Source organism: Streptomyces sp. CG 926, from assembly GCF_003148825.1.
Lineage (GTDB): Bacteria > Actinomycetota > Actinomycetes > Streptomycetales > Streptomycetaceae > Streptomyces.
On sequence record NZ_QGGZ01000009.1, the window covers coordinates 206,420 to 230,390 of the forward strand.

Annotated in this window: 18 protein-coding genes; 6 read left to right on the plus strand and 12 right to left on the minus strand. The window is 71.3% G+C overall.

Annotated features, from left to right (window positions below; translation table 11 throughout):
- Positions 1-104 precede the first annotated feature (104 nt).
- Positions 105-2,135, plus strand: coding sequence for a phosphocholine-specific phospholipase C (locus BCL76_RS24360; protein ID WP_109781537.1), 2,031 nt, complete (start codon positions 105-107; stop codon positions 2,133-2,135).
- Between the two features lie 24 nt (positions 2,136-2,159).
- Here BCL76_RS24360 and BCL76_RS24365 read toward each other — a convergent pair whose 3' ends face one another.
- Positions 2,160-2,699: a GNAT family N-acetyltransferase gene (locus BCL76_RS24365; protein ID WP_109781538.1), complete on the minus strand. Its 540-nt coding sequence runs from the start codon at positions 2,697-2,699 to the stop codon at positions 2,160-2,162.
- A gap of 435 nt (positions 2,700-3,134) precedes the next feature.
- Between BCL76_RS24365 and BCL76_RS24370 the strand changes: the two genes are divergently transcribed.
- Entirely contained in the window at positions 3,135-3,872 is a 738-nt protein-coding gene (locus BCL76_RS24370; RefSeq protein WP_109781539.1) for a nitroreductase family protein, read from the plus strand.
- On the opposite strand, the gene BCL76_RS24375 is transcribed toward BCL76_RS24370, so the two are convergent.
- The 4 genes from BCL76_RS24375 to BCL76_RS24390 all read right to left on the minus strand — a co-directional run bounded on the left by BCL76_RS24375 (position 3,856) and on the right by BCL76_RS24390 (position 7,821).
- The gene (locus tag BCL76_RS24375; protein ID WP_109781540.1) at positions 3,856-4,083 is read right to left on the minus strand and encodes a hypothetical protein; all 228 of its coding nucleotides are present in this window, start codon (positions 4,081-4,083) and stop codon (positions 3,856-3,858) included. The two genes, BCL76_RS24370 and BCL76_RS24375, sit on opposite strands and share 17 nt — an antisense overlap.
- Positions 4,083-4,976: a hypothetical protein gene (locus tag BCL76_RS24380; RefSeq protein WP_109781541.1), complete on the minus strand. Its 894-nt coding sequence runs from the start codon at positions 4,974-4,976 to the stop codon at positions 4,083-4,085. Before BCL76_RS24380 ends, BCL76_RS24375 begins: the two co-directional genes overlap by 1 nt.
- Before the next feature lie 254 nt (positions 4,977-5,230).
- Positions 5,231-6,862: an L-glutamate gamma-semialdehyde dehydrogenase gene (gene pruA, locus BCL76_RS24385; RefSeq protein WP_109781542.1), complete on the minus strand. Its 1,632-nt coding sequence runs from the start codon at positions 6,860-6,862 to the stop codon at positions 5,231-5,233.
- Between the two features lie 32 nt (positions 6,863-6,894).
- On the minus strand, positions 6,895-7,821 hold the full coding sequence (locus BCL76_RS24390) for a proline dehydrogenase family protein (protein ID WP_109781543.1): 927 nt from the start codon (positions 7,819-7,821) through the stop codon (positions 6,895-6,897).
- Positions 7,822-7,980: 159 nt separating this feature from the next.
- Between BCL76_RS24390 and BCL76_RS24395 the strand changes: the two genes are divergently transcribed.
- Positions 7,981-9,336 carry a PucR family transcriptional regulator gene (locus tag BCL76_RS24395; RefSeq protein ID WP_258309870.1) on the plus strand — a complete coding sequence of 452 codons (1,356 nt, stop codon included), beginning with the start codon at positions 7,981-7,983 and terminating at the stop codon, positions 9,334-9,336.
- A 24-nt stretch (positions 9,337-9,360) separates the two neighbouring features.
- Here the strand turns inward: BCL76_RS24395 and BCL76_RS24400 are convergent, their stop codons facing one another.
- Positions 9,361-9,939 (minus strand): TetR/AcrR family transcriptional regulator, encoded by a 579-nt coding sequence (locus BCL76_RS24400; protein ID WP_109781544.1) that lies wholly within the window; start codon positions 9,937-9,939, stop codon positions 9,361-9,363.
- Between the two features lie 89 nt (positions 9,940-10,028).
- Between BCL76_RS24400 and BCL76_RS24405 the strand changes: the two genes are divergently transcribed.
- Positions 10,029-11,585: an MFS transporter gene (locus BCL76_RS24405; protein WP_109781545.1), complete on the plus strand. Its 1,557-nt coding sequence runs from the start codon at positions 10,029-10,031 to the stop codon at positions 11,583-11,585.
- An 88-nt stretch (positions 11,586-11,673) separates the two neighbouring features.
- On the opposite strand, the gene serA is transcribed toward BCL76_RS24405, so the two are convergent.
- The 6 genes from serA to BCL76_RS24435 form a co-directional block, all read right to left on the minus strand.
- Complete coding sequence (serA, locus tag BCL76_RS24410; RefSeq protein WP_030763761.1) at positions 11,674-13,263, minus strand: phosphoglycerate dehydrogenase; 1,590 nt, start codon at positions 13,261-13,263, stop codon at positions 11,674-11,676.
- A 286-nt stretch (positions 13,264-13,549) separates the two neighbouring features.
- A complete protein-coding gene (gene ilvC / locus BCL76_RS24415) occupies positions 13,550-14,551 on the minus strand; it encodes a ketol-acid reductoisomerase (protein ID WP_030763764.1) in 1,002 nt (333 codons plus the stop codon).
- 144 nt (positions 14,552-14,695) lie between these two features.
- Positions 14,696-15,220, minus strand: a complete 525-nt coding sequence (gene ilvN, locus BCL76_RS24420; protein ID WP_030010002.1) for an acetolactate synthase small subunit — start codon at positions 15,218-15,220, stop codon at positions 14,696-14,698.
- A 31-nt stretch (positions 15,221-15,251) separates the two neighbouring features.
- Positions 15,252-17,138 carry an acetolactate synthase large subunit gene (locus tag BCL76_RS24425; RefSeq protein WP_109781546.1) on the minus strand — a complete coding sequence of 629 codons (1,887 nt, stop codon included), beginning with the start codon at positions 17,136-17,138 and terminating at the stop codon, positions 15,252-15,254.
- 204 nt (positions 17,139-17,342) lie between these two features.
- Positions 17,343-20,240 carry a putative bifunctional diguanylate cyclase/phosphodiesterase gene (locus BCL76_RS24430; protein WP_375137959.1) on the minus strand — a complete coding sequence of 966 codons (2,898 nt, stop codon included), beginning with the start codon at positions 20,238-20,240 and terminating at the stop codon, positions 17,343-17,345.
- A gap of 282 nt (positions 20,241-20,522) precedes the next feature.
- Positions 20,523-21,470, minus strand: coding sequence for a 2-hydroxyacid dehydrogenase (locus tag BCL76_RS24435; protein ID WP_109781663.1), 948 nt, complete (start codon positions 21,468-21,470; stop codon positions 20,523-20,525).
- Positions 21,471-21,543: 73 nt separating this feature from the next.
- On the opposite strand from BCL76_RS24435, the gene BCL76_RS24440 reads away from it, so the two are divergent.
- Entirely contained in the window at positions 21,544-22,551 is a 1,008-nt protein-coding gene (locus BCL76_RS24440) for an aldo/keto reductase (RefSeq protein WP_109781547.1), read from the plus strand.
- Positions 22,552-22,734: 183 nt separating this feature from the next.
- Entirely contained in the window at positions 22,735-23,970 is a 1,236-nt protein-coding gene (locus BCL76_RS24445) for a PQQ-dependent sugar dehydrogenase (protein ID WP_109781548.1), read from the plus strand.
- Position 23,971 lies beyond the last annotated feature (1 nt).

Consider the following 23,971-nt stretch of genomic DNA (forward strand, 5'->3'; position numbering starts at 1 on the left):
TGTTCACCGATTTCTTACCGCACGGATGTAGACCTTTGACCCCGGCGCCGCCACTCTTTCCGTCGATGTGCCGACGGGGCACTTGAGTTGGAGGCGAGAGGCCAGTGACACCGATCAGCCGCAGAGGTTTCGTGGGAATCGGCGCCGGGCTCGTGGCGGGCGCCACCCTGCCCGCCGTCACACCCACGACGGCGGCCGCGGCGGCCGCGACCGGCACCATCACCGATGTGAAGCACGTGGTGATCCTGATGCAGGAGAACCGCAGCTTCGACCACTACTTCGGCAGGCTGAAGGGCGTCCGCGGGTTCGGCGACCGCGCCGCCGGCAACATCCCGGGGGGCTGGGGCATGTTCAACCAGCCCAACTGGGTCGGCCGCCAGTACCCGTGGAAGCTGTCGGCCACCCCGCCGGCGGGTGGCGTGGACAGCGAGACCCTGGCGCAGTGCACCGGCGACCTCCCGCACAGCTGGACCTCGCAGCACGCCGCCTGGAACAAGGGCCGGATGGACAGCTGGGTCACCGGCGTCGGCAACGCCCGTACCCTCGGCCACCTGGACCGGGGGGACATCCCCTTCCACTACGCCCTCGCCGACACCTACACGGTCTGCGACGCGTACTTCTGCTCCGCCCTCAGCGCGACCGGCCCGAACCGCACCTTCCTGTGGAGCGGCAAGATCGACGCCACCAGCAAGGACGGCGGCGAGGAGTCCGGGCTGACCTGGGAGACGTACGCGGAGGCCCTCCAGCGGGCCGGCGTGAGCTGGAAGGTCTACCAGAACGCCCAGGACAACTACGGGGACAACGGGCTCGCCTACTTCAAGCGGTTCACCGACGCCGGCCCCGGCGATCCGCTGTGGGACCGGGGCATGGGCTCGGTCCCCAAGGTCACCGGCTCCACCCCGGACGACATCGCGGCCGCGATCCGCGCCGACGTGGTGGCGGGCACGCTCCCCCAGGTGTCCTGGGTCGTGGCGAGCGAGGCCTTCTCGGAGCACCCGTACGCCCCGCCCGGCGACGGCGCCCACTTCGTGGACCTGGTGCACCGCGCCCTGGCCGCCGACCCCGAGGTGTTCGACTCCACGGTGCTCTTCCTCAACTACGACGAGAACGACGGGTTCTTCGACCACGTGCCGCCGCCGGTCGCCCCGCCCGGCACCCCCGGCGAGTACCTCGACGGCCTCCCCATCGGCCTCGGCTTCCGCGTCCCGATGATCGTGATGTCCCCTTGGACCCGGGGTGGCTGGGTGAGCTCGGAGGTCTTCGACCACACCTCGGTGCTGCGGTTCATGGAGAAGTGGACCGCAGCCCTCGGCACCCCCGCCACCTGCCCGAACATCAGCGACTGGCGCCGCAAGGTGGTCGGCGACCTGACCGGTGTCTTCGACTTCGCACACCCGGTCCACGGGTACCCCGCGGGTCTGCCCTCCACCGCCAAGGTGATCGGCCAGGCGACCTGCGCCCCGCTCCCCAACCCGGCGCCGCAGGACAACGCCCTCCCGGCGCAGGAGCCCGGCACCCGCCCCGCGCGGGCCCTGCCGTACCAGGTGAACGGCAATCTGGACCGCTTCGAATTCGGGCCGGCCGGTCAGATCACGGCCTGGTTCTCGATGACCAACCAGGGGGCCCAGGCGAAGCGGGCGGCGCACTTCTCGATCCACCCGCACCAGCACCGGGACACGACGCCCTGGCAGTACACGGTCGACCCGGGTGGTACCGCCGGCGACTACTTCCACATCGGCCTGGGGTACGGCTCGGGCAAGTACGACATCTCGATGCACGGGCCGAACCGCTTCCTGCGCCGTTTCATCGGCGACGCGTCGAAGCCGGGCAAGGACATCGAGGTGGCGGCCCGCTTCGCGGTCGAGCCCGGCACCGGCAAGCCGGCGGTCTACTTCAAGATGAAGAACTCCTCCGGCTCCCCCGTCACCTTCACCATCCGCTCGAACGCCTACCGCACGGACGGCCCGTGGACGTACACGGTCCCGGCGAACTCCGCGCGTGAGGACTACTTCAACGCCGTCGCCTACAGCAAGGGTTGGTACGACTTCACGATCCTCGGCGACTGCGACGGCACCTGGTCGCGCCGCTACACGGGCCACATCGAAACGGGCGCGGCCAGTATCTCGGGCTCCTAGGCCGTCCTGATCCGAAAGACGCGCCTAGAGCACGTCCCCGTCCCGCCAGTCGAAGTCGAGCCGCCCGGCCGGGTCCAGCCGGATCCCGCCGGGCGGTGCCCACACGTACGTCGACCCCTCCTCCTGCGGGAGCGGGACGGGCCCCGCCGGCGAGAGGGCGCCGATCCGCCCGCCCCACACCTGCCAGCCGCGGCCCAGGTACAGCCCCGCCCCGTCCCGCGACGCCGACAGCGCCCCGAGCACGTACGCCCGGCCGATGACCTGCTCCAGCCGGGCCATGACCTGCCCGCCGAGGCCGCGACGCCGCGCGTCGGCCCGTACGGCCACGGCCTCGACGTACCCGGTGCGCAGGGCCCTCCCCCGGTGCACGACGCGCCGCATGACGACGCTGCCGTGCGCGACGAGGTCGCCGCCCGCGTCCCGGACCAGCACGTGCATCCCGCCGAGGGCGTGCTCGAAGTCCTCGTCGGCGAAGTCACCGTCGAAGGCCCCGTCGAGCAGGGTCCGGATCTCGCGGAGCTCCGTACCGGTCAGCTCCGCCGTGTGCCGTACGAGGTTCTCCATGGGGCGACCGTACCAACGCGCGTCGGCGGCCCCGGTGGGGCCGGGAAAGGCCGGAAACAGCCGAGGGGTTCGAAACCCGGAGAGCCGCGGGACCGGGCCGCCCGTGTCCCCCGTGGCCGTACCCGGGCGGGCGGACACCGGGCCGGCGGGCGGATGCGGGCCCGGTGGTCCACCGCGGCCGCGGCCTCGCCGCCCAGCCCGCCGAAGGGACGTACGGCCGGTGGGGGCGGGGTGGTCCACCCGTGCCCGGCGGCCCCGGGCGGGCCCCCGAGCGGATCCGCCGGGGCCGAGGTCACACCGGTGGAGGAGGCCGCCGCGCCCGAGGAATCGACCGGTGATCACCGCCTCCGAAAACGCCCGGGTCCTCCCATACCGGGCGAGAGATTCGTGTACCGCCCTGGCGGCGGGTCGCACGGCGGCGTGAGGATCTGCTCCATGTCGCCTGAGACCACACCCGAGACCGCCTCCGGGACCGCTCCTGGGACCGGGCGGTGGACGCCCACCCACGGCGATCCCTACCGCCCGGTCGCCTACCGTCCCGAACGGATGCCGCACCAGGAATCCCTCGCGCACGCCGCCGGGTTGCGGGCCCGGATGGAGGAGCGGCGGACCGTACGCCACTTCTCCCCCGACCCGGTGCCCGAACAGGTGGTCCGGGACGCCATCGCCTGCGCCGCGACCGCCCCTTCCGGGGCGCACCAACAGCCGTGGACCTTCGTCCTGGTCAAGGACCCGGCCGTACGGCAGCAGATCCGGGCCGCCGCCGAGCAGGAGGAGCAACTGTCCTACGACGGCCGGCTGGGCGACGAATGGCTCGCCGCCCTGCGCCCCATCGGCACGGACGCGGTGAAGACCCACCTCACGGACGCCCCGGCGCTGATCGTGGTCTTCCAGCAGCGCTACTGGCTCGGCCCGGACGGCACGAAACGCAAGCACTACTACGTCGACGAGTCGGTCGGCATCGCGGTGGGCATGCTCCTGTCCGCCCTCCACCTGTCGGGCCTGGCGGCGCTGATCCACACCCCCAGCCCCATGCGTTTCCTCAGCCACGTCCTGGACCGCCCGGAGAACGAGAAGGCCTTCGCGGTCGTCCCGGTGGGCTACCCGGCGGACGACTGCGAGGTCCCGGACCTCCTGCGCAAGTCCCTGGACCAGGTCATGGTCGAGGTGTGAGCGTCTCGCCGCCGGGCGGCTCCGGGACCTGCCCCGGAGCCTCGGCGGCCGGTCCGCCCCCGAGGGCCTCGGCGAGCCGCATCCCGATCCGCACCCGGTCCTGCGGGGTGCCGGCGTCCATGGCGGCCCGCACCTGCCGCAGGATCAGCCAGTCCCGGACCACTTTCGCGACGCCGAGCACGGCCGCCGTCACCATCACCGCGGTCAGCATCAGTGGGCCCTCCGCGCCGTGGGGTGCGGCGCGTAGCAGGGCCCGCGCCGCAGGGTGACGAAGGCGCCGCCCATGGCGATCTCACCGGGGAACCAGGGCTGGTCCCGCAGCCGCTCGGCGATCCGGTCCGGCCGCTTCGCCAGGCCGCTGCGGCGCAGCCGTCGTTCGAGTTCGTCCCGTTCCACGCCGCAGCACCATTCGACGACCACGTCCCCGCCGCCGTGGGTGTAGACGTTCGCCGATCCGTGCACGGCTCCGGCAGCGCCCAGCAGCCCCGGGCGCCTGAGCAGCCTGCTGTTCAACCAGTCCTGTGCCCTGACCGACCCGGGGTCGCCCCCTGAGCCGGCGCGGCCTGTGAGCTCCGCCGCTTCGGCGGGGTGCAGGCGGTGTCCGTCGCGCCGCCACACCTGCATCAGTCCGTCACCGTGCTCCGGCAGCAGTGGGCGCCAGTCCGGGTCGGGGTGCACCAGTGCCACCGTGGCCCGCCCCTGCAGCTGGTTCAGCGCCCAACTGCCGCCCGTCGCGACGATGCGCAGCCCCGGCACACCGCGCAGTCCGCCGTGGCGCTCGTCGATGCGTGGCAGCACCGTGGCGAGGACCCGGTCCGCCAGCGCCGGGTGCAGGGCCAGCGTCAGGCCCACGCGGGCCGGCCGGGCGGATGTGAAGCCGAGCAGGGCCCCGTCACGGCGCTCGTGTTCCCGGAGCCCGTCGGCCAGCTCGGCCACCAGGAGCGATTCGAGGGCGCGCTGCGCCTCGTCCTCGGGCTCCGGGACCGGTCGGCTGCGGGTGATGAGGCCGGCTTCGGCCCAGCCGAGACAGGTGCGGTGCGGCAGGCCGGTGGCCTCACGGCAGATGGATGCGGCACGGTGGTGGTTGTCGGTGCGCCTGGACATACGTCTCCCCGGGCGCCGGTCCCGGTACGGGCGCGTAGAGGTTGCGTATCTCCAGCGGTCTGCTGCCACCCCGTACGGGAACTCGTCAGAGCCCTTGGCTCCCTCGGGTGTCCGGGCCCGAGTGGCGGAGCTGGTCGCCGTACACGACAACTGCGGCCAGGCTAGCAGGAGTTGCCGAGGGGGGAAATGGATACCGCCCCCGCTCCGGACTTGGGGGTACCGGAGCGGGGGCGGGGTTCAGCAGGGGGCGGAGGTCAGCCCATGTGGGGGTACGCGTAGTCGGTCGGCGCGACCAGCGTCTCCTTGATCGAGCGGGTGGAGGTCCAGCGCATCAGGTTCGACGCGGCGCCCGCCTTGTCGTTCGTACCCGAGGCACGGCCACCGCCGAAGGGCTGCTGGCCGACGACGGCGCCGGTGGACTTGTCGTTGATGTAGAAGTTGCCCGCCGCGAAGCGGAGCTTCTCCATCGCGTCCGCGGCCGCGTAGCGGTCACCCGCGATGATCGAGCCGGTCAGGGCGTACGCCGAGACGGACTCCATCTGGGCCAGCATCACGTCGAAGTCGGCGTCCTCGTAGACGTGGATCGCCAGGATCGGGCCGAAGTACTCGGTCGTGAAGACCTCGTTCTCCGGGTCGGTGCAGGCGATGACGGTCGGGCGGACGAAGTAGCCCTCCGAGTCGTCGTACGTGCCACCGGCGATGATCTCGCAGGTCGGGTCGGCCTTGGCGCGGTCGATCGCGGCCTTGTTCTTCGCGAAGGAGCGCTCGTCGATGACGGCGCCGATGAAGTTGGTGAGGTCGGTGACCGGGCCCATGGTGATGCCGTCGACCTCGGCCGCGAAGGCCTCCTTGAAGCCGTCGTTCCAGATCGAGGCCGGGACGTAGGCGCGCGAGGACGCAGAGCACTTCTGGCCCTGGAACTCGAAGGAACCGCGGGTCAGGGCGGTCTTCAGGACGGCACGGTCTGCGGACGGGTGCGCGACGACGAAGTCCTTGCCGCCGGTCTCGCCGACCAGGCGCGGGTAGGACTTGTACTTCTCGATGTTGTTGCCGACCGTCTTCCACAGGTACTGGAAGGTCTTGGTCGAGCCGGTGAAGTGGATGCCGGCCAGCTCGGGGTGGTTCAGGGCCACCTCGGACACGGCGATGCCGTCGCCGGTCACCAGGTTGATGACGCCCTTGGGCAGGCCGGCCTCCTCCAGGAGCTCCATGAGGAGGATCGCGGAGTGGGTCTGCGTCGGGGAGGGCTTCCACAGGACCACGTTGCCCATGAGGGCGGGGGCGGTCGGCAGGTTGCCGGCGATGGCCGTGAAGTTGAACGGCGTGATCGCGTAGACGAAGCCTTCGAGCGGGCGGTGGTCACTGCGGTTCCACACGCCGGCGGAGTTCGCGACCGGCTGCTCGGCCAGGATCTGGCGGGCGAAGTGGACGTTGAAGCGCCAGAAGTCGACGAGCTCGCACGGGGTGTCGATCTCGGCCTGCTGCGCGGTCTTCGACTGGCCCAGCATGGTCGAGGCGGCCAGCTTCTCGCGCCACGGGCCGGACAGCAGCTCGGCGGCGCGCAGGATGATCGCGGCGCGGTCGTCGAAGGACATCGAGCGCCAGGCCGGGGCGGCGGCGAGGGCGGCGTCGATGGCCTCCTGCGCGTCGGCCTCGGTGGCGTTGGCGTAGGTGCCGAGCACCGACTTGTGGTCGTGCGGCTGGACCACGTCGAAACGCTCACCGCCGCCCATCCGCTTGACGCCGTCGATCGTCATCGGAAGGTCGATCGGGTTCTCGGACAGCTGCTTGAGCTGCGCTTCGAGCCGCGTGCGCTCCGGGGTGCCGGGGGCGTACGAGTGGACCGGCTCGTTGACCGGCGCGGGGACCTGGGTCACAGCATCCATGGGGCTGGTAACTCCTTGAGCTAGTGGGGTGCCTAGTTCTTGGTGATCATCGAGCGGACGAAGAAGAGCAGGTTGGCCGGCTTCTCCGCGAGGCGACGCATGAAGTAGCCGTACCAGTCCGTGCCGTAGGCGGTGTAGACACGCATCCGGTGGCCCTCGGCGGCCAGCCGCAGGTGCTCCTCGCTGCGGATGCCGTACAGCATCTGGAACTCGTACTCGTCCAGCTTGCGCCCGGCCTTGCGGGCGAGCTCCTGGCCGATGGCGATGAGGCGGGGGTCGTGGGACCCGATCATCGGGTAGCCCTCGCCGTCCATGAGGATCTTCAGGATCCGGACGTACGCCTTGTCGATCTCCGCCTTGTCCAGGTACGCGACCTCGGCGGGCTCCTTGTAGGCGCCCTTGACGATACGGACGCGGCTGCCGGCGGCGGCCAGGCGGCGGGCGTCGGCCTCCGTGCGGAAGAGGTACGCCTGGATCACGCAGCCGGTCTGCGGGAAGTCCCGGCGCAGCTCCTCGTGGATCGCGAACATCGAGTCGAGGGTGGTGTGGTCCTCGGCGTCCAGCGTCACGGTGGTACCGATGGCGGCGGCGGCCTCGACGACCGGGCGGACGTTGGCGAGCGCCAGCTCGTGGCCGCCCTCCAGGGCCTGGCCGAACATGGACAGCTTGACGGACATCTCGGCCTTCTCGCCGAGGCCGAGCTCCGCGAGGCGCTCGATGAGCTCGAGGTAGGCGTCGCGGGCGGCGTGGGACTGCGCCACCTCGGTGATGTCCTCGCCGACGACGTCGAGGGTGACCTCGAGGCCGGCCCGCGTGAGCTCCTCGACGATCGGGATGACCTGATCGACGGTCTCGCCGGGGATGAACCGATTCACCACGGGCTTGGTCACCGGGGCGGCGGAGACGATACGACGCATCTTGTCGCTGCGCGAAGCGGCGAGGATCACGGGACCCAGCACGGGGCACCTCCAGCGGGTGGCAGAAGAAAAGCGCAAGTGAAACCACCGTGAAACCTAAGGATCGCTTTGATCCTCTGCCATCGACAGCTGTCACGCATCCGTGTCCCGGATCTCATACATCTGTCTGAAGGGTCCGCTCCGGGGTGGGAGAATATCCGCGTGAAGGGCGATTACCAGGACCTGGTGGACGAGATCTCCGCGCTGCTCGGCGCCCCGGCGACCCTGGAGAACCGGGACTTCCGCCTGATCGCCTTCGGCGCCCACGACAGCGACGACGATCTCGCCATGGACCCGGTCCGGACCCGCTCGATCCTGACCCGACAGTCCACGGCGGACGTCCGGTCCTGGTTCGAGGCCTTCGGCATCGCCCGCGCCACCGGACCCGTCCGGATCCCGGCGGCGCCCGACGCGGGGGTGTTCCGGGGGCGGATCTGCCTGCCGGTGCGGTACCGGGGCATCGTGCAGGGCTACGTATGGCTGCTCGACCAGGAGCCCGGCAAGCCCGGGCCGGGGCCCGCGGCGCTGGACGCGGCCATGGAGGTGGCCCAGCGCATCGGTGTGCTGCTCGCCGAGGAGGCGAAGGCGGGGGCCGACCTGTCGCGGGAGTTCCTGGCGGTGCTCACGGCCGGCCGGGGCTGGCAGCAGGACATGGCGGTGGCCGCGCTGCGGGTGGCCCTCGGCCCGGGCGGGGACGGACTGCACGCGGCGGTCTGCGTGACGCCCTGGCCCGGGGAGGCTCCGGCGTCGGTACCGGGCGCGGCGGCGGTGTGCGTCGTACCGCGGCGGGGCGGGGGCGAGCCGGGCGCCGGGGCGGGTACCGGTACGGGAGCGGGGTCCGGGTCGCACGCCGCGGGTGAACCGGCTCTGGCGGTACTGCTCCGGCTGCGCTCGACGGACGCGCTGACTCCGGCCCTGGCGGCGGTGGCCCGACTGCTGCCGCGCGCGGCGGAGGTGACCGGAACGGGCGGCAAGGACACGGCCGGAAAGGCCGGAGGCGGAAAGGTCCCGGGTGGAGAGGGCGCGGGCGGAAAGGGGACGGGCGGAAAGGGCGGGAGCGCCGGGGCCACCGCCACCACCACGGCCGCCACGGTCACGGCCCGTGGTGCGACCGCCGGCGTCGCCGATCCCGTACGGGGTCTCGCGGACCTGCCCACCGCCTGGGAGCGGGCCGTCGCAGCCGCCCGGGCCGCGGCGGCCCAGCCCCGGTTCGGCCCGGTCGCCCAGTGGTCGGCGATCGGCCCGTACCGGATGCTGGCGGCGCTCGCCGCCGATCCGGTGGACGACCCGGCGGCGCGCACCCTGTTGACCCCGGCCCACCGCGAACTCGCCCGTACCGCCGAGGTCTACCTGGACTGCGCGGGCCAAGCGGGCCGAGCGGCGGCCGCCTTGGGCATCCACCGCCAGACCCTCTACTACCGCTTGGCCAAGGTGGAGGAGCTGACCGGGCTCGACCTGGACGAGGGCGAGGACCGCCTGCTGCTCCACATGGCCCTCAAGGCCGCGCGCCTGACGTAGCGGCCCCTCCGGTTCCGGCTTCGGTCATCCCCCGGAGCGGGTCATCGCCTCCGCCGCGCGCCGCATGCCCTCGGTGAACTCCTCGGCGGTCGCGGCCGACTCCGGGTCGAAGAGCCACTGGATCATCAGGCCGTTGAGCAGCGCCTGGTAGAAGCCGCCCAGGGTACGTACGTCCCGCTCGTCGAGCTGGTCCTCCGGGGTTCCGGTGAGCATCGAGATCAGCCCCCGGCGCCCCTCGGCCTGCGAGGCCGCGAGCATGGACCTCAACTCCGGCCGCTGGTCCCGGCCGAGCGCCACCTCCAGGCTGGCGGCCCAGACCGGGCCCGACTTCTCGTGCTGTGCCAGCACGCCTTCCCACAGCGCGCGGAAGCGCTCCGACGACCCGCCCTCGCCGGCCAGTCCGTCCTGGAAAACCGCGCCCCACTCCTCCATCAGACCGATGAACGCCTGGGCGAGGAGGGCGTCCTTCGAGCCGTAGTGGTAGCCGATGGAGGCCAGGTTCGTCCCGGAGGCGCTGACGATGTCGCGTGCGGTCGTACGCACGAACCCCTTCTCGACCAGGCACTTCTTGGCGCCTTCAAGCAGATCTTCGCGGTGTCCCATGACCACACGGTAGCAAGACAAGCGTCCAAGACAACAGTTCTAGACAGACGTCATAGACAGACGTTTAAGACGTCTGTATATTCCTGCTCATGACAAACCCCGCTGTCACAGCGCCCCGTGCCGGCCGCCGCGAATGGACCGCCTTCACCGTCCTCCTGCTGCCGCTGCTCCTGGTCTCGATGGACGTCTCCGTCCTCTACTTCGCCATCCCGGCCATCACCGAGCAGCTCGACCCGAGCTCCACCCAGCAGCTCTGGATCTTCGACAGCTACGCCTTCGCCCTGTCCGGCCTGCTGATCACGATGGGCTCGCTCGGTGACCGGATCGGCCGCCGCAAGCTGCTGCTGATCGGCGCGACCGCCTTCGGCCTCGCCTCGATCGGCGCCGCCTGCGCCACCAGCGCCGAGATGCTCATCGCGGCCCGCGTGCTGCTCGGTGTCGGCGGCGCCACCCTGATGCCCTCCACGCTGGCCCTCGTACGGAACCTCTTCCAGGACGACAAGCAGCGCGGGCAGGCCATCGCCATCTGGTCCGGGGCGATGACCGGCGGTATCGCCCTCGGCTCGGTGCTCAGCGGGGTGCTGCTGAACCACTTCTACTGGGGCTCCGTCTTCCTCATCAACGTGCCCGCGATGCTGCTCCTGCTGCTCCTGGTCCCGGCCTTGGTGCCGGAGTTCAAGGACCCGACCCCCGGCCGCTTCGACCTGCTGAGCGTCCCGCTGTCCATGGCCGCGGTGCTGCCGGTCGTCTACGGACTCAAGGAGATCGCCGCCGAGGGCTTCGAACCCCTTTACGCCGGCTGCCTCGCCGCCGGACTGGCCTTCGGGTACGCCTTCGTCCGCCGTCAGCGCTCCCGTGAGGACGCCATGGTGAGCCGGGCGTTGTTCGCCGGCCGCGGCTTCGGGGCGGGCATCGGCCTCAACACCGTCGCCGCCTTCGCCATGATGGGCTCCGCCTACTTCACCACCCAGTACCTCCAGTCGGTGCTCGGCATGGGCACCCTGGAAGCCGCCCTGTGGAGCCTGGCCCCCTCGGTCGTCATCGGCGCCGCGGCCCCGGTCTCCGCCGCCCTCGCCCAGAAGCTGGACCGGGCCTACGTGATCGCCGGTGGGTTCGTCCTGGCCGCCGCCGGATTCGTCCTGGTCGGCCTGGTGGACACCGACTCCCTGTGGCTGATCCTCACCGGTGCCGGGGTGCTGGCCTCGGGCATCGTCACCGTGCTGTCCCTGGTGTCCGACATGGCGCTGGCCTCCGCCCCCGCCGAGAAGGCCGGATCCGCCGCCTCCCTGCTGGAGACCGGGACGGAGTTCGGCGGCGCCCTGGGCATGGCGGTCCTCGGCAGCCTGGGCACCGCGATCTACCGCGCCGACCTGGCCGACGCCGAGCCCGCGGTACGGGAGACCCTGGGCGGCGCCGTCGCCACCGCCCACCACATCGGCGGGCCGGCCGGGGAGCAGGTTCTCGCCCTGGCCCGGGAGGCCTTCGTCCACGGGATGCAGTACGCGGCCTGGGGCGGTGCGGCGCTGCTGCTCGGGGCGGCCGTGCTCGCCGCGGCTCTGATGCGGGGGATCGAAGCGCCCGCCCCGCCCGCGGCGGAGCCCGGGGCCCGGACCGAGGACCGCCTCCACGAGGCGTCGTACCACTGAACCGCCCGCCGCTGCGCACGGCCGACGGAACGCGGAAGGGCCCGGGGTCTCCCCCGGGCCCTTCCTTCACGTGATCACCCTTGCGGGCTCAGGCGAGGCTGACGGTGCGCGCCGAGACGGCGCCGATCTCGGTGGCGATGTCCGCGAGGACGTTCGCCGGAACCGCGGCGTCGACGGTGAGGACGGCGAGCGCCTCACCGTGCGCCTCGGCGCGGGCGACCTGCATGCCCGCGATGTTCAGACCGCCCTCGCCGAGGACGCGGCCGACGGTGCCGACCACGCCGGGGCGGTCGGTGTAGCGCAGCACGACCATGTGGTCGGCCAGCGACAGGTCCACGTCGTACTCCCCGACGCCGACGATCTTCTGAAGGTGCTTCGGGCCCGCGAGCGTGCCGGAGACCGAGACCTCCTGACCGTCCGACAAGGTGCCGCGTACGGTCACCACGTTGCGGTGGTCCGGGGACTCCGAGCTGGTGGTCAGCCGCACCTCGACGCCGCGCTCCTGCGCGAACAGCGGGGCGTTGACGTAGGAGACCGTCTCGTCGACGACGTCCTCGAAGACACCCTTGAGGGCGGAGAGTTCCAGCACCTTGACGTCGTGCTGGGTGATCTCGCCGCAGACCTCGACGTCGAGGCGGACCGCGACCTCGCCCGCGAGAGCGGTGAAGATGCGGCCGAGCTTCTCGGCGAGCGGCAGGCCCGGACGGACGTCCTCGGCGATGACGCCACCCTGGACGTTGACGGCGTCCGGTACGAGCTCACCGGCGAGCGCGAGACGTACCGACTTGGCGACCGAGACACCGGCCTTCTCCTGGGCCTCGTCCGTGGACGCGCCCAGGTGCGGGGTGCAGACGACCTGGTCGAGCTCGAAGAGCGGGGAGTCCGTGCAGGGCTCCTTCGCGTACACGTCGAGGCCGGCGCCGGCGACGCGGCCCTCCTTGATGGCCGTGTAGAGCGCGGCCTCGTCGACGATCCCACCACGGGCGGCGTTGACGATGCGGACCGACGGCTTCACCTTGTGCAGGGCCTCGTCCCCGATGAGACCGAGGGTCTCGGGGGTCTTGGGCAGGTGCACGGTGATGAAGTCGGCGACCTCCAGGAGCTCGTCCAGCGTCAGCATCTTGACGCCCATCTGGGCGGCGCGCGCGGGCTGTACGTAGGGGTCGTACGCGACGATCTTCATGCCGAAGGCCGACATGCGCTGGGCGACCAGGACGCCGATGCGGCCGAGGCCGACGACGCCGAGGGTCTTCTCGCTGAGCTCGACACCCGTGTACTTGTTCCGCTTCCACTCGCCGTTCTTCAGGGCGGTGTTGGCCTGCGGAATGTTGCGGGCGGTGGCGACGAGCAGGCCGCAGGCCAGCTCGGCCGCGGTCACGATGTTCGAGGTCGGCGCGTTGACGACCATCACGCCGGCCTTGGTGGCGGACGAGACGTCCACGTTGTCCAGACCGACGCCGGCACGCGCGACGACCCGCAGCTTCTTGGCCACGGCGATGGCCTCGGCGTCGACCTTGGTGGCGGAGCGGACGAGGATCGCGTCGACGTCGACGATCGCGGGCAGCAGCTCGGCGCGGTCCGCGCCGTTGCAGTGCCGGATCTCGAAGTCCGGGCCCAGCGCCTCGACGGTGGCGGGCGACAGCTCTTCGGCGATGAGTACGACAGGTTTCGAGCTCACGTGGGTCCTCACAAGTCCAGTGCGGACGGCCGTCCCGACGGCCGCAGGCGGTGGAGGGGGTAGCCGCGTGGAAGACGCACGACACTGTGGGCCTGACGCGTATGTGTTGAGCAGTGTAGTGGCGCCGGCGGGCCGGATTTCCGCCTGTACGGAAGGATCACCCGTCCGTGGTTGGCCGGCGTGGACAACCCGCGCCCGTGAGGGCCGGATTCCCGGCGTGCGACACCCGTCCGGTGATGCACGGCGGGGCCGGGACCTCGCGTGTCCCGGCCCCTCCGTCACGAGATCAGCTCTCGTCGTTGTCGACCCAGCTCATCAGCTTGCGCAGCTTCTTGCCGGTGGTCTCCAGCAGGTGCTCCTCGTCGGCCTTCTTGTACTCGTTGTACTTCGGCAGACCGGCCTTGTACTCGGCCATCCAGGTGTTGGCGAACTCGCCGCTCTGGATCTCCGCGAGGACCTTCTTCATCTCGGCCTTGGTGGCGTCGGTGATGACGCGCGGGCCGGTGATGTAGTCGCCCCACTCGGCGGTCTCGGAGACCGACCAGCGCATCTTCTCCAGGCCGCCCTCGTACATGAGGTCGACGATGAGCTTCAGCTCGTGCAGGCACTCGAAGTACGCGATCTCCGGCTGGTAGCCGGCCTCGGTCAGGGTCTCGAAACCGGCCTTGACCAGCGCGGAGGCGCCACCGCAGAGGACGGCCTGCTCACCGAACAGGTCGGTCTCGGTCTCCTCGGTGAAGGTGGTCTTGATGACGCCGGCGCGGGTGCCGCCGATGCCGGCCGCGTACGAGAGCGCGAGGGCGAAGGCGGAGCCGGTGAAGTCCTGCTCGACGGCGGCGATGCAGGGAACGCCGCGGCCCTCCTCGTACTGACGGCGGACCAGGTGACCCGGGCCCTTCGGGGCGACGAGGGCGACGTCCACGTTGGCCGGGGGCTTGATGAAGCCGTAGCGGACGTTGAAGCCGTGGCCGAAGAAGAGCGCGTCGCCCTCCTCGAGGTGCTCCTTGATGGACTCCTCGTAGATCTCGGCCTGCAGCGGGTCCGGGGTGAGGATCATGATGACGTTCGCCCATGCGGCGGCCTCGGCCACGGGGACGACCTTCAGACCCTGCTCCTCGGCCTTGGCCTTGGACTTCGAGCCCTCCTTCAGACCGACGACGACGTCGACGCCGGAGTCACGGAGCGACAGCGCGTGGGCGTGGCCCTGGCTGCCGTAACCGATGACCGCGACCTTGCGGCCCTGGATGATGGACAGGTCGGCGTCGTTCTCGTAGAACAGCTCGGCCACTGGGATATCTCCTTGGTGCGCTGGTGTTGCTCCCACCGTACGGCGGGGAACGGAATCTGAGTTTCTCGGTCTCGCTATGCGAGCTGAGCGTGTCTGCCGGGGCCGGGGCTGCCGCTGGACCGCGGCCGCCCCCGGCCGGCCGGGTCAGGCGCTGCGGTCGAGCGCGCGCAGGCTGCGGTCCGTGATGGACCGGCCGCCACGCCCTATGGCGATCGTGCCGGACTGGACGAGTTCCTTGATGCCGAAGGGCTCCAGCATCTTGAGCATCGCGCCGAGCTTGTCGGAGCCGCCGGTGGCCTCGATGGTGACGGCCTCCGGGGAGACGTCGACCGTCTTGGCGCGGAACAGCTGGACGATCTCGACGATCTGCGACCGGGTCTCGTTGTCGGCACGGACCTTCACCAGGACGAGCTCGCGTTCGATGGCGTTGTGGGACTCCAGCTCGACGATCTTGAGCACGTTGACCAGCTTGTTCAGCTGCTTGGTCACCTGCTCCAGCGGGAGGTCCTCGACGTTGACCACGATGGTGATGCGGGAGATGTCGGGGTGTTCGGTGACACCGACCGCGAGGGAATCGATGTTGAACCCGCGGCGGGAGAACAGGGCGGCGATCCGGGCGAGGATGCCGGGCGTGTTCTCGACCAGGACGGAGAGCGTGTGCTTGGACATGTGGGGCGTTCTCTCTCTCGGCTCTCTCGGCTCAGTCGTCTTCGTTGTCGCCGAAGTCGGGACGGACGCCCCGGGCTGCCATGACCTCGTCGTTGGAGGTGCCGGCGGCGACCATCGGCCACACCATGGCGTCCTCGTGGACGATGAAGTCGATCACGACGGTACGGTCGTTGATCGCGTTGGCCTCGGCGATGACCCTGTCCAGGTCGGCCGGGTCCTCGCAGCGCAGCGCCACGCAGCCCATGGCCTCCGACAGCTTGACGAAGTCCGGGACGCGCGTGCCCTTGCGGGGCGAGATGGACTCGCCGAGCTGGGAGCCGACCGTGTCGTGCCCGGTCTCGTCGGCGTGCAGAACGGTGTTGGAGTACCGCTGGTTGTAGAACAGCGTCTGCCACTGGCGGACCATGCCCAGCGCACCGTTGTTGATGATCGCGACCTTGATCGGGATGTTGTTCAGGGCGCAGGTGACCAGTTCCTGATTGGTCATCTGGAAGCATCCGTCGCCGTCGATCGCCCAGACCGTGCGCTCGGGCATGCCGACCTTGGCGCCCATCGCGGCCGGGACCGCGTAGCCCATGGTTCCGGCGCCGCCGGAGTTCAGCCAGGTGCGGGGCTCCTCGTACTTGACGAAGTGGGAGGCCCACATCTGATGCTGGCCGACGCCGGCCGCGAAGATCGTGCTCTTCGGGGCGAGGGCGCCGATCCGCTCGATGACCTGCTGCGGGGAGAGGCTGCCGTCGGCGGGCAGGTCGTAGCCCAGCGGGTAGGTGTCGCGCCAGCGGCTGAGGTCGTTCCACCAGGCGGTGTAGTCGCCGGCGTTGCCCTCGGTGTGCTCGGCCTGGACGGCCTGGATCAGGTCGGCGATGACCTCGCGGGCGTCTCCGACGATCGGGACGTCGACCGCGCGGTTCTTGCCGATCTCGGCCGGGTCGATGTCCGCGTGGATGATCTTGGCGAAGGGGGCGAAGCTGTCCAGCTTGCCGGTGACACGGTCGTCGAAGCGCGTGCCGAGCGCGATCAGCAGGTCCGACTTCTGCAGCGCGGTGACGCCGGTGACGGAGCCGTGCATGCCCGGCATGCCGACGTGCAGCGGGTGGCTGTCGGGGAAGGAGCCCAGCGCCATCAGGGTGGTGCAGACCGGGACGCCGGTCAGCTCGGCGAGGACCTTCAGTTCGGCGGTCGCGCCGGACTTCATGACACCGCCGCCGACGTACAGGACCGGGCGCTTGGCCTGGCAGATGAGCTTGGCGGCCTCGCGGATCTGCTTGGCGTGCGGCTTGGTGACCGGCCGGTAACCGGGGAGATCCTGGGTGGGCGGCCACGAGAAGGTGGTCTTCGCCTGCAGGGCGTCCTTGGCGATGTCGACCAGGACCGGGCCGGGACGGCCGGTGGCCGCGATGTGGAACGCCTCGGCGATCGTCCGCGGGATGTCCTCGGCCTTGGTGACCAGGAAGTTGTGCTTGGTGATCGGCATCGTGATGCCGACGATGTCCGCCTCCTGGAAGGCGTCGGTGCCGATCGCCTTGGAGGAGACCTGCCCGGTGATCGCGACGAGCGGGACGGAGTCCATGTGCGCGTCGGCGATGGGGGTGACGAGGTTGGTGGCGCCCGGACCGGACGTGGCCATACAGACGCCGACCTTGCCGGTGGCCTGGGCGTAGCCGGTGGCGGCGTGGCCGGCCCCCTGCTCGTGGCGGACCAGGATGTGACGGACCTTCTTGGAGTCCATCATCGGGTCGTACGCGGGAAGGATGGCGCCGCCGGGAATACCGAAGACGGTGTCGCACCCCACCTCTTCGAGAGAGCGGATGAGGGACTGCGCACCCGTGACGTGCTCAACTGCGGCGGACTGCTGTCCGCCGGAACGGGGCCGCGGCTGCGGATGGTGGGCCCCGGTGGCCTGCTCGGTCATCGGCATTCTCTTCTCGAAGCTGAGGGTTTTACGCGGATTCGACTCTGTGCCAGTGCAACAAAAAACCCCTCGTGCCAGGAGGCAAGCGAGGGGAGCGCGTCGGGGGTGTTGAGCGGGGACATGCAGGTCCCAGCTTCAGCCGACGCGCTTTCCAAGTACGAGAATTCGGGTGCGCATGGCATTGACCCTCCCTCCGGCGGGAGGGTGATGTCAAGTAGGTGGGACGGGCGTCTCATTATGTGAGCCTCTACGGATGGCCATGGAGCCGCCGGGGGGACCGCCGGCCAGTGCTGGTTGGGCCGCTCCGCCCGGTACTGGGAACGTACCGCGCACCAGCGCACGCCGCAGCCTGTACTCGTCGAGCGGTCCGGAAAAGGCCATTCCCTGGCCGTGCGTGCACCCCATCGCGCGCAGCGCCAGGACCTGCTCGGGCAGGTCCACGCCGTCCGCCACCGACCGCATGCCCAGGTCGTTTGCGATCCGCAAGAGTCCTGCGGTGATCTTGTGCAGCCGGGCGGACTCGACCACGCCCTCCACCAGGCCCCGGTCCAGCTTGAGCATGTCCACGGGGAGCCGACGCAGGGCGCTGATGGCCGCGTAGCCGCTGCCGAAGCCGTCCAGGGAGATACCCACCCCGAGCCGGTGCAGGGCTGTCAGACGGCGCTCCAGGTCGTCGAAGGGCACTCTGGGGTCGGATACGGCGAGCTCCAGCACCAGAGCCCCGGAGGGCAGCCCGTGCCGGGTCAGCAGCGCCTCCACGGAGCCGAGCGGCATGGACCGGTCCAGGAGCCGCTGGGCGGTCATCCGCACGGCCACGGGGACGTCGTGCCCGGCCCGGTGCCGGTCGGCGGCCTGCTCCACGGCCTCCTCCAGCAGCCAGCGCCCCAGCTCGGCGGTGCGTGAGGCGTCCTGGCCGGCGGCGCCGGGGGCGCCCGCCCCGCCGGCGCCGCCCTCGCTGTACTCGGCCACCCGGAGGAACTCCGCCGGGGTGAAGAGGATCCCCTGGGCGGAGCGCCAGCGGGCCTGTGCGGCCACGGCCGACACCTCGCCGGTGGTCAGCGAGACCACGGGCTGGTGCAGCAGGGCGAACTCGCCCTCGTGCAGCGCGGTCCGCAGCCGGCCCGCCAGCTCGGCCTTGCGGACGACCTCGGCCTGCATCTGGGGGGCGTACATCTCGACGCGGTCCTTGCCGCCCGCCTTGGCCCTGTACATCGCGAGATCCGCGTTGCGCATCAGGTCCGAAGGGGTGATGCCGGGGTCGGCGAAGGCCGCCCCGATGCTCGCGGCGACGCGGACCTCGCTGCCGCCGATCCGGTACGGCTGGGAAAGGGTGGTGCGCAGCCGGTCGGCGATCTCCCGCACCTGGTACTCACGGGCGCCGGGGTCGCGGCTGCCGTCGCCCAGGATCAGCGCGGCGAACTCGTCGCCGCCGAGGCGGGCCGCCGTGTCCCCGGCCCGGACCGAGTCCTGGAGCCTGCGCGCGGCTTCGACGAGCAGTTCGTCACCGGCCTGGTGGCCGATGGTGTCGTTGACCGCCTTGAAGCCGTCGAGGTCGATGAAGAGCACGGCGGTGCTGTGGTCGCCCGCGCGCCGGCCGGTCAGGGCCTGGCGCACGCGCCGGGTGAACAGGGCCCGGTTGGGCAGGTCGGTCAGCGGATCGTGTTCGGCGCTGTGCTGGAGCTGGGCCTGGAGCCTGACCCGTTCGGTGACGTCCCGGCTGTTGAGGATGAGCCCGCCCTGGTGCCGGTTGACGGTGGACTCCACGTTGAGCCATTCGCCGCCGCCCGATTTGAAGCGGCATTCGATTCGGGTGGTGGGTTCCTCGGTCGGCGGTGCGGCGAGGAAGCGGCGCACCTCGTGGACCACCCGGCCGAGGTCGTCGGGGTGGATCAGGGTGGCGAGCTCGGTGCCGACCAGCTCCTCGGCCTCGCGGCCGTAGACCCCGGCGGCGGCGGGGCTGACGTAGCGCAGGGTCCCGGTGGGTGCGGCGATCATGATGACGTCGCTGGAGCCCTGGACCAGGGAGCGGAAGTGGTTCTCCTTCTGGGCCAGTTCCTGGGTCAGCGCGATGTTGTCGAGGAGCATGATGCCCTGCCGGATGACCAGGGCGAGCACGACCGTGCAGCCGGTGAAGACGACCATCCGGTCCACCTTCCGGCCGTCCACGACGTTGTACAGGATCCCCAGGGTGCACACGGCGGCCGCGAGGTACGGGGTGAGGGCGGGGAGCGAGCCGGTGATCGGGCGGCTTTGCGTCCGGTCCATCCGCGGGCGTCCGAGCGGCTCCGGGCCCGGATGGAGGCGCCGGGCGCCCCAGGGCGCGTACGCGAGGAGCAGCGAGCCCGCGAACCAGCCCGCGTCGAGCAGCTGTCCGGACTGGTACTCGGCGCTCAGCAGGGGCGAGGTGAACAGGGCGTCGCTGAGCACGGTCAGGGCCAGCGCCGCGATGGCGGTGTTGACGGCGGAGCGGTTGGTCTCGCTGCGCCGGAAGTGCAGGACCAGGACCATCGAGACGAGCGCGATGTCCAGGAGCGGATAGGCGAGGGAGAGCGCGGCGCGCGGGACGCTGCCGGGGGCGCCCGACTGGGCGGTCCGGGCCGCGTGGGCCAGGGCCAGGCTCCAGGAGAGGGTGAGCAGCGAGCCGCCGATGAGCCAGGAGTCGAGCCCGAGGCACACCCAGCCGGCGCGGGTGACCGGGCGTTTGGCGAGGACGAGCAGGCCCACGATGGCGGGCGGGGCGAAGCAGAGGAAGGCGAAGTCGGCGAGCGAGGGTTTCGGCACTTCCTCGCCCAGGATCACCTCGTACCAGCCCCAGACCGCGTTCCCGCCGGCTCCCATGAGGGAGGAGAAGGCGAAGAGCAGCCAGGCGGGGCGTTCGCGGCTGTCGATCGCCCTGGCGTAGGAGTAGCAGGAGACCGCGGCGAGTAAGCCGGCCGCGCTGAGCCCGAAGTCGCCCATGATCTCGGCGACTTCCTCCGAGCCCCAGTTGAGTGCGGCGCCGACGGCGTACCCGCCGCTGACCACCGCGAGGAGCAGCTGCATCGCCAGGCCCTTGCCTCCGCCCGAGACGGACGGCCGGTTCAGGAGAGCCGCCCCCGGGGTACTCACCGGTCCCCCTCGCTGCCTGGTTCCGGTGCAGCCCAGTCTCGGCCGCGTCGCCTTCGGCGGTTGTACCGCGTCGGATCCTTCGTCCATTGGCCGTGCATCGCCCGTCGCCCCCCAAAGTGTCCGATCACTCCCCAGCGCCAGACGTTCCCGGCGCAGCCCCTTCTTCCGGACGATACACCACTTTCGTCACTCAGGGACATAGTCTCTCTACTCTCCGTTACCGATCGGGGAGTTGTGCCCACGCAGCGCATTCGAGTGACTGCGGAGCGTGCGCATCACGCGTCACTCGGTGATCAACACCGTGTGCTCCACCGGCTCCCCGGCGGCGAACCGGGTGAGCTGGCGGGCCAGCAGGCGCTTGGCCCTCGGCTCGAACGCCGAGCTGCTGCCGCCGACATGAGGTGTGATCAGGACATTCGGAGCATGCCAGAGCGGGTGGCCCGCGGGCAGCGGTTCCGGGTCGGTGACGTCGAGTGCCGCGCGCAGCCGGCCCGACTCCACCTCCGCCAGCAGGGACTTGGTGTCGACGACGGGGCCGCGCGCCACGTTCACCAGCAGGGCGCCGTCCTTCATCCGTCCGAGGAAGTCGGCGCCCACCAGGCCCCGGGTGGCATCGGTCAGCGGCGTCACGAGGATCACCACGTCGGCGCGGGGCAGGAGCGCGGGAAGGTCGGCGAGGGCGTGCACGGGCCCGCGCGCGCCGGCCCGTGCCGTCCGCGCCACCCGCGCGACCGGCCCGCATTCGAAGGCCACGAGCCGGTCCTCGATGGCGGAGCCGATCGATCCGTAGCCGATGATCAGAACCGACTTGTCCGCGAGGGCGTCGTAGAAGCCGGAGCGCCATTCCTCGCGGTCCTGACCACGGACCATGCCGGGGATCCCGCGCAACGAGGCGAGGACCAGCGCGAGGGCGAGTTCGGCGGTACTGGCCGTGTGGACCCCGGCGGCGTTGCACAGCCGTACGCCGGGACGCAGGTCTCCGAGGCGGCCCCGTACGTCGTCGATGCCGGCGGTCAGGGTCTGGACGACCTGGACCGCGGGCATCGCCGCCAGCGGGCGCACGGCGACCTCGGGGGCCTTCATGTAGGGCGTCACGTAGAAGACGCAGTCGGCCGGATCGGCCGGGTAGGCGTCCTCGCCGTCCCAGAGGCGGTACCGGAAGGAGTCGGGGAGGCCCTCGATCTCCTCGGCGGGGAACGGGAGCCAGACATCCGGGGTCATTGCAGTCATGATCACGAGGCTATGCCAAGGCATCCGGATCAAGCCGTTAGTTTGATGGCCGGAACCGGAGGGGGACGCAGGGGTGGAGCGCAGGTCGATCGGGGCCGGGGCACTGACGGTGGGCGCCATCGGCCTCGGCTGTATGCCGATGAGCTGGGCGTACGCGCCGTCGCGGCGGCGGGGACAGGAGTCGCTGGCCGCGGTGCACACGGCGCTGGACCTGGGGTCGAATCTGCTGGACACGGCCGACGTGTACGGGCCGTTCACCAATGAGCTGCTGCTCGGTCGGGTGTTGCGGGAGCGGCGGTCCGAGGCGTTCGTCTCGGCCAAGGTGGGACTGCGGGCGGGTGACCAGCACGTGGTCGCCGACGGGCGGCCCGGCTATCTGCGGAGGGCCTGCGACGCCTCCCTGCGGCGGCTGCGGACCGACGTCATAGATCTCTACCAGCTGCACCGGGTCGATCCCGACGTGCCGGTGGAGGAGACCTGGGGGGCGATGGCCGAGCTGGTGGGCGCCGGCAAGGTGCGGGCGCTCGGCTTCTGCGCGCTGGGCGCCGGGGCCGGGCCGGGAGCCGGGCGGCGCGGGGACCGGGAGTACCGCACGACCCTGCGGCACCTGGAGCGGCTGCAGCAGGTGTTCCCGGTGACCGCGGTGCAGGCGGAGCTCTCGGTGTGGTCACCGCAGGCGGCGTGGCAACTGCTGCCGTGGTGCGCGGCCCGCGGGGTCGGGTTCCTGGCGGCGATGCCGCTGGGCAGCGGCTTCCTCACGGGGACCCTCACGCCGGGTGAGGGGTTCGAGCCGCAGGACGTGCGGGCCCGGCATCCGCGGTTCACGGCGGAGGCGATGGCCTCGAACCAGGTGCTGCTGGCGGGGCTGCGGCAGGTGGCCCGGCGGCACGGCCCCGAGGTCACGGTCGGGCAGGTGGCGCTGGCGTGGGTGCTGGCGCAGGGGCCGCAGGTGGTACCGGTGCCGGGGGCCGACCGGGCGCCGTGGGCGGCGGAGAACGCGCGTGCGGCGGACGTCCGGCTCTCGGCCGGTGACCTGGCCGAGATCGCGTCCCTTCCGGTCGAGGTGGGAGCCTGGGACTGATCCGGGGTCGGCGCGGGGTCGGCGGCGGGTCGGCGAGGGGGCGGCGGCGGGTCGGCGAGGGGGCGGCGGCGGGTCGGCGCGACAACCACTCGATCGAGTGTACGAGTGGTGGAACTTCGGCAACTGCCGGAGCTGTTGAGACGGATGAAGGGCACGATCGGAGGACCGGAAGGGAGCAGGGCGATGCGATACGGAAGTTCTCCTGGGCGAGCGGGATCCGAGGGCGCGGGCCGGCGGCGCCGGGGTGTGCTGGCGGCGCTCGCGCTGGCCGGCTGCGGCGCTCTGCTGGCGGCGGGGTGTTCGCCGGAGGGCGCGCCGGGCGCGGGGCCGGACGGCCCCGCGCAGGGCAAGGCCTCGGCAGGCGCCGGGTCACCGGGGCCCTCGGGGAGACCGTCCGCCTCGCCGGAGGCCACCGGACCGCCGGCGAAGGGGGCCGTCACGGTGACGGGCGAGGTGGCCAAGGGGCTGGAGTCGCCGTGGGGCGTGGCCCCGCTGCCTGGCGGGGACCTGCTGGTGGCCTCGCGGGACAAGGGGACGATCAGCAGGGTCGCGGCGGGCTCGGGGGTGGTGACCCCGATCGGTGAGGTGCCGGGGGTGGCTCCGGGCGGGGAGGGCGGGCTCATGGGCCTCGCGCTGTCGCCCACCTTCGCGTCGGACCGTCTGGTGTACGTGTACTTCACGACCGAGTCCGACAACCGCATCGCCCGGCTGCGGTACGACGAGCAGCGACCTGCCGGGCAGCAACTGGGCGCCCCGGACACGGTGTTCCGGGGGATCCCCAAGGGCCTGATCCACAACGGCGGCCGGATCGCCTTCGGCCCGGACAAGATGCTCTACGCGGGGACGGGCGAGACCGGTGACACCGGGCTCGCGCAGGACAAGAAGTCGCTGGGCGGCAAGATCCTGCGGATGACCCCGGACGGGGATCCGGTGCACGGCAATCCGGAGGCGGATTCCGTCGTCTACTCCTACGGGCACCGCAATGTGCAGGGCCTCGCCTGGGACAAGGACAAACGGCTGTGGGCGGCCGAGTTCGGCCAGAACACCTGGGACGAGCTGAATCTGATCGAGCCCGGCGCCAACTACGGCTGGCCCGAGGCCGAGGGGAAGGCCGGAAAGCCTGGCTTGCGGGATCCGGTGGCCGTGTGGAAGACCGACGAGGCCTCGCCGAGCGGGATCGCCTGGGCGGAGGGTTCCATATGGATGGCCGGGCTGAAGGGCAAGCGGCTGTGGCGTATCCCGCTGGCCGGGACGGAGCAGGCGGCTGAGCCCGAGGCCTTCCTGGAGGGCCGGTACGGCCGGCTGCGGACGGTGGTACCCCTCGGCGGGGACCGCATGCTGCTGGTCACGAGCGAGACGGACGGACGCGGCTCCCCGGAAGCGGGCGACGACAGGATCCTGACCTTGACGGTGCGCTGAC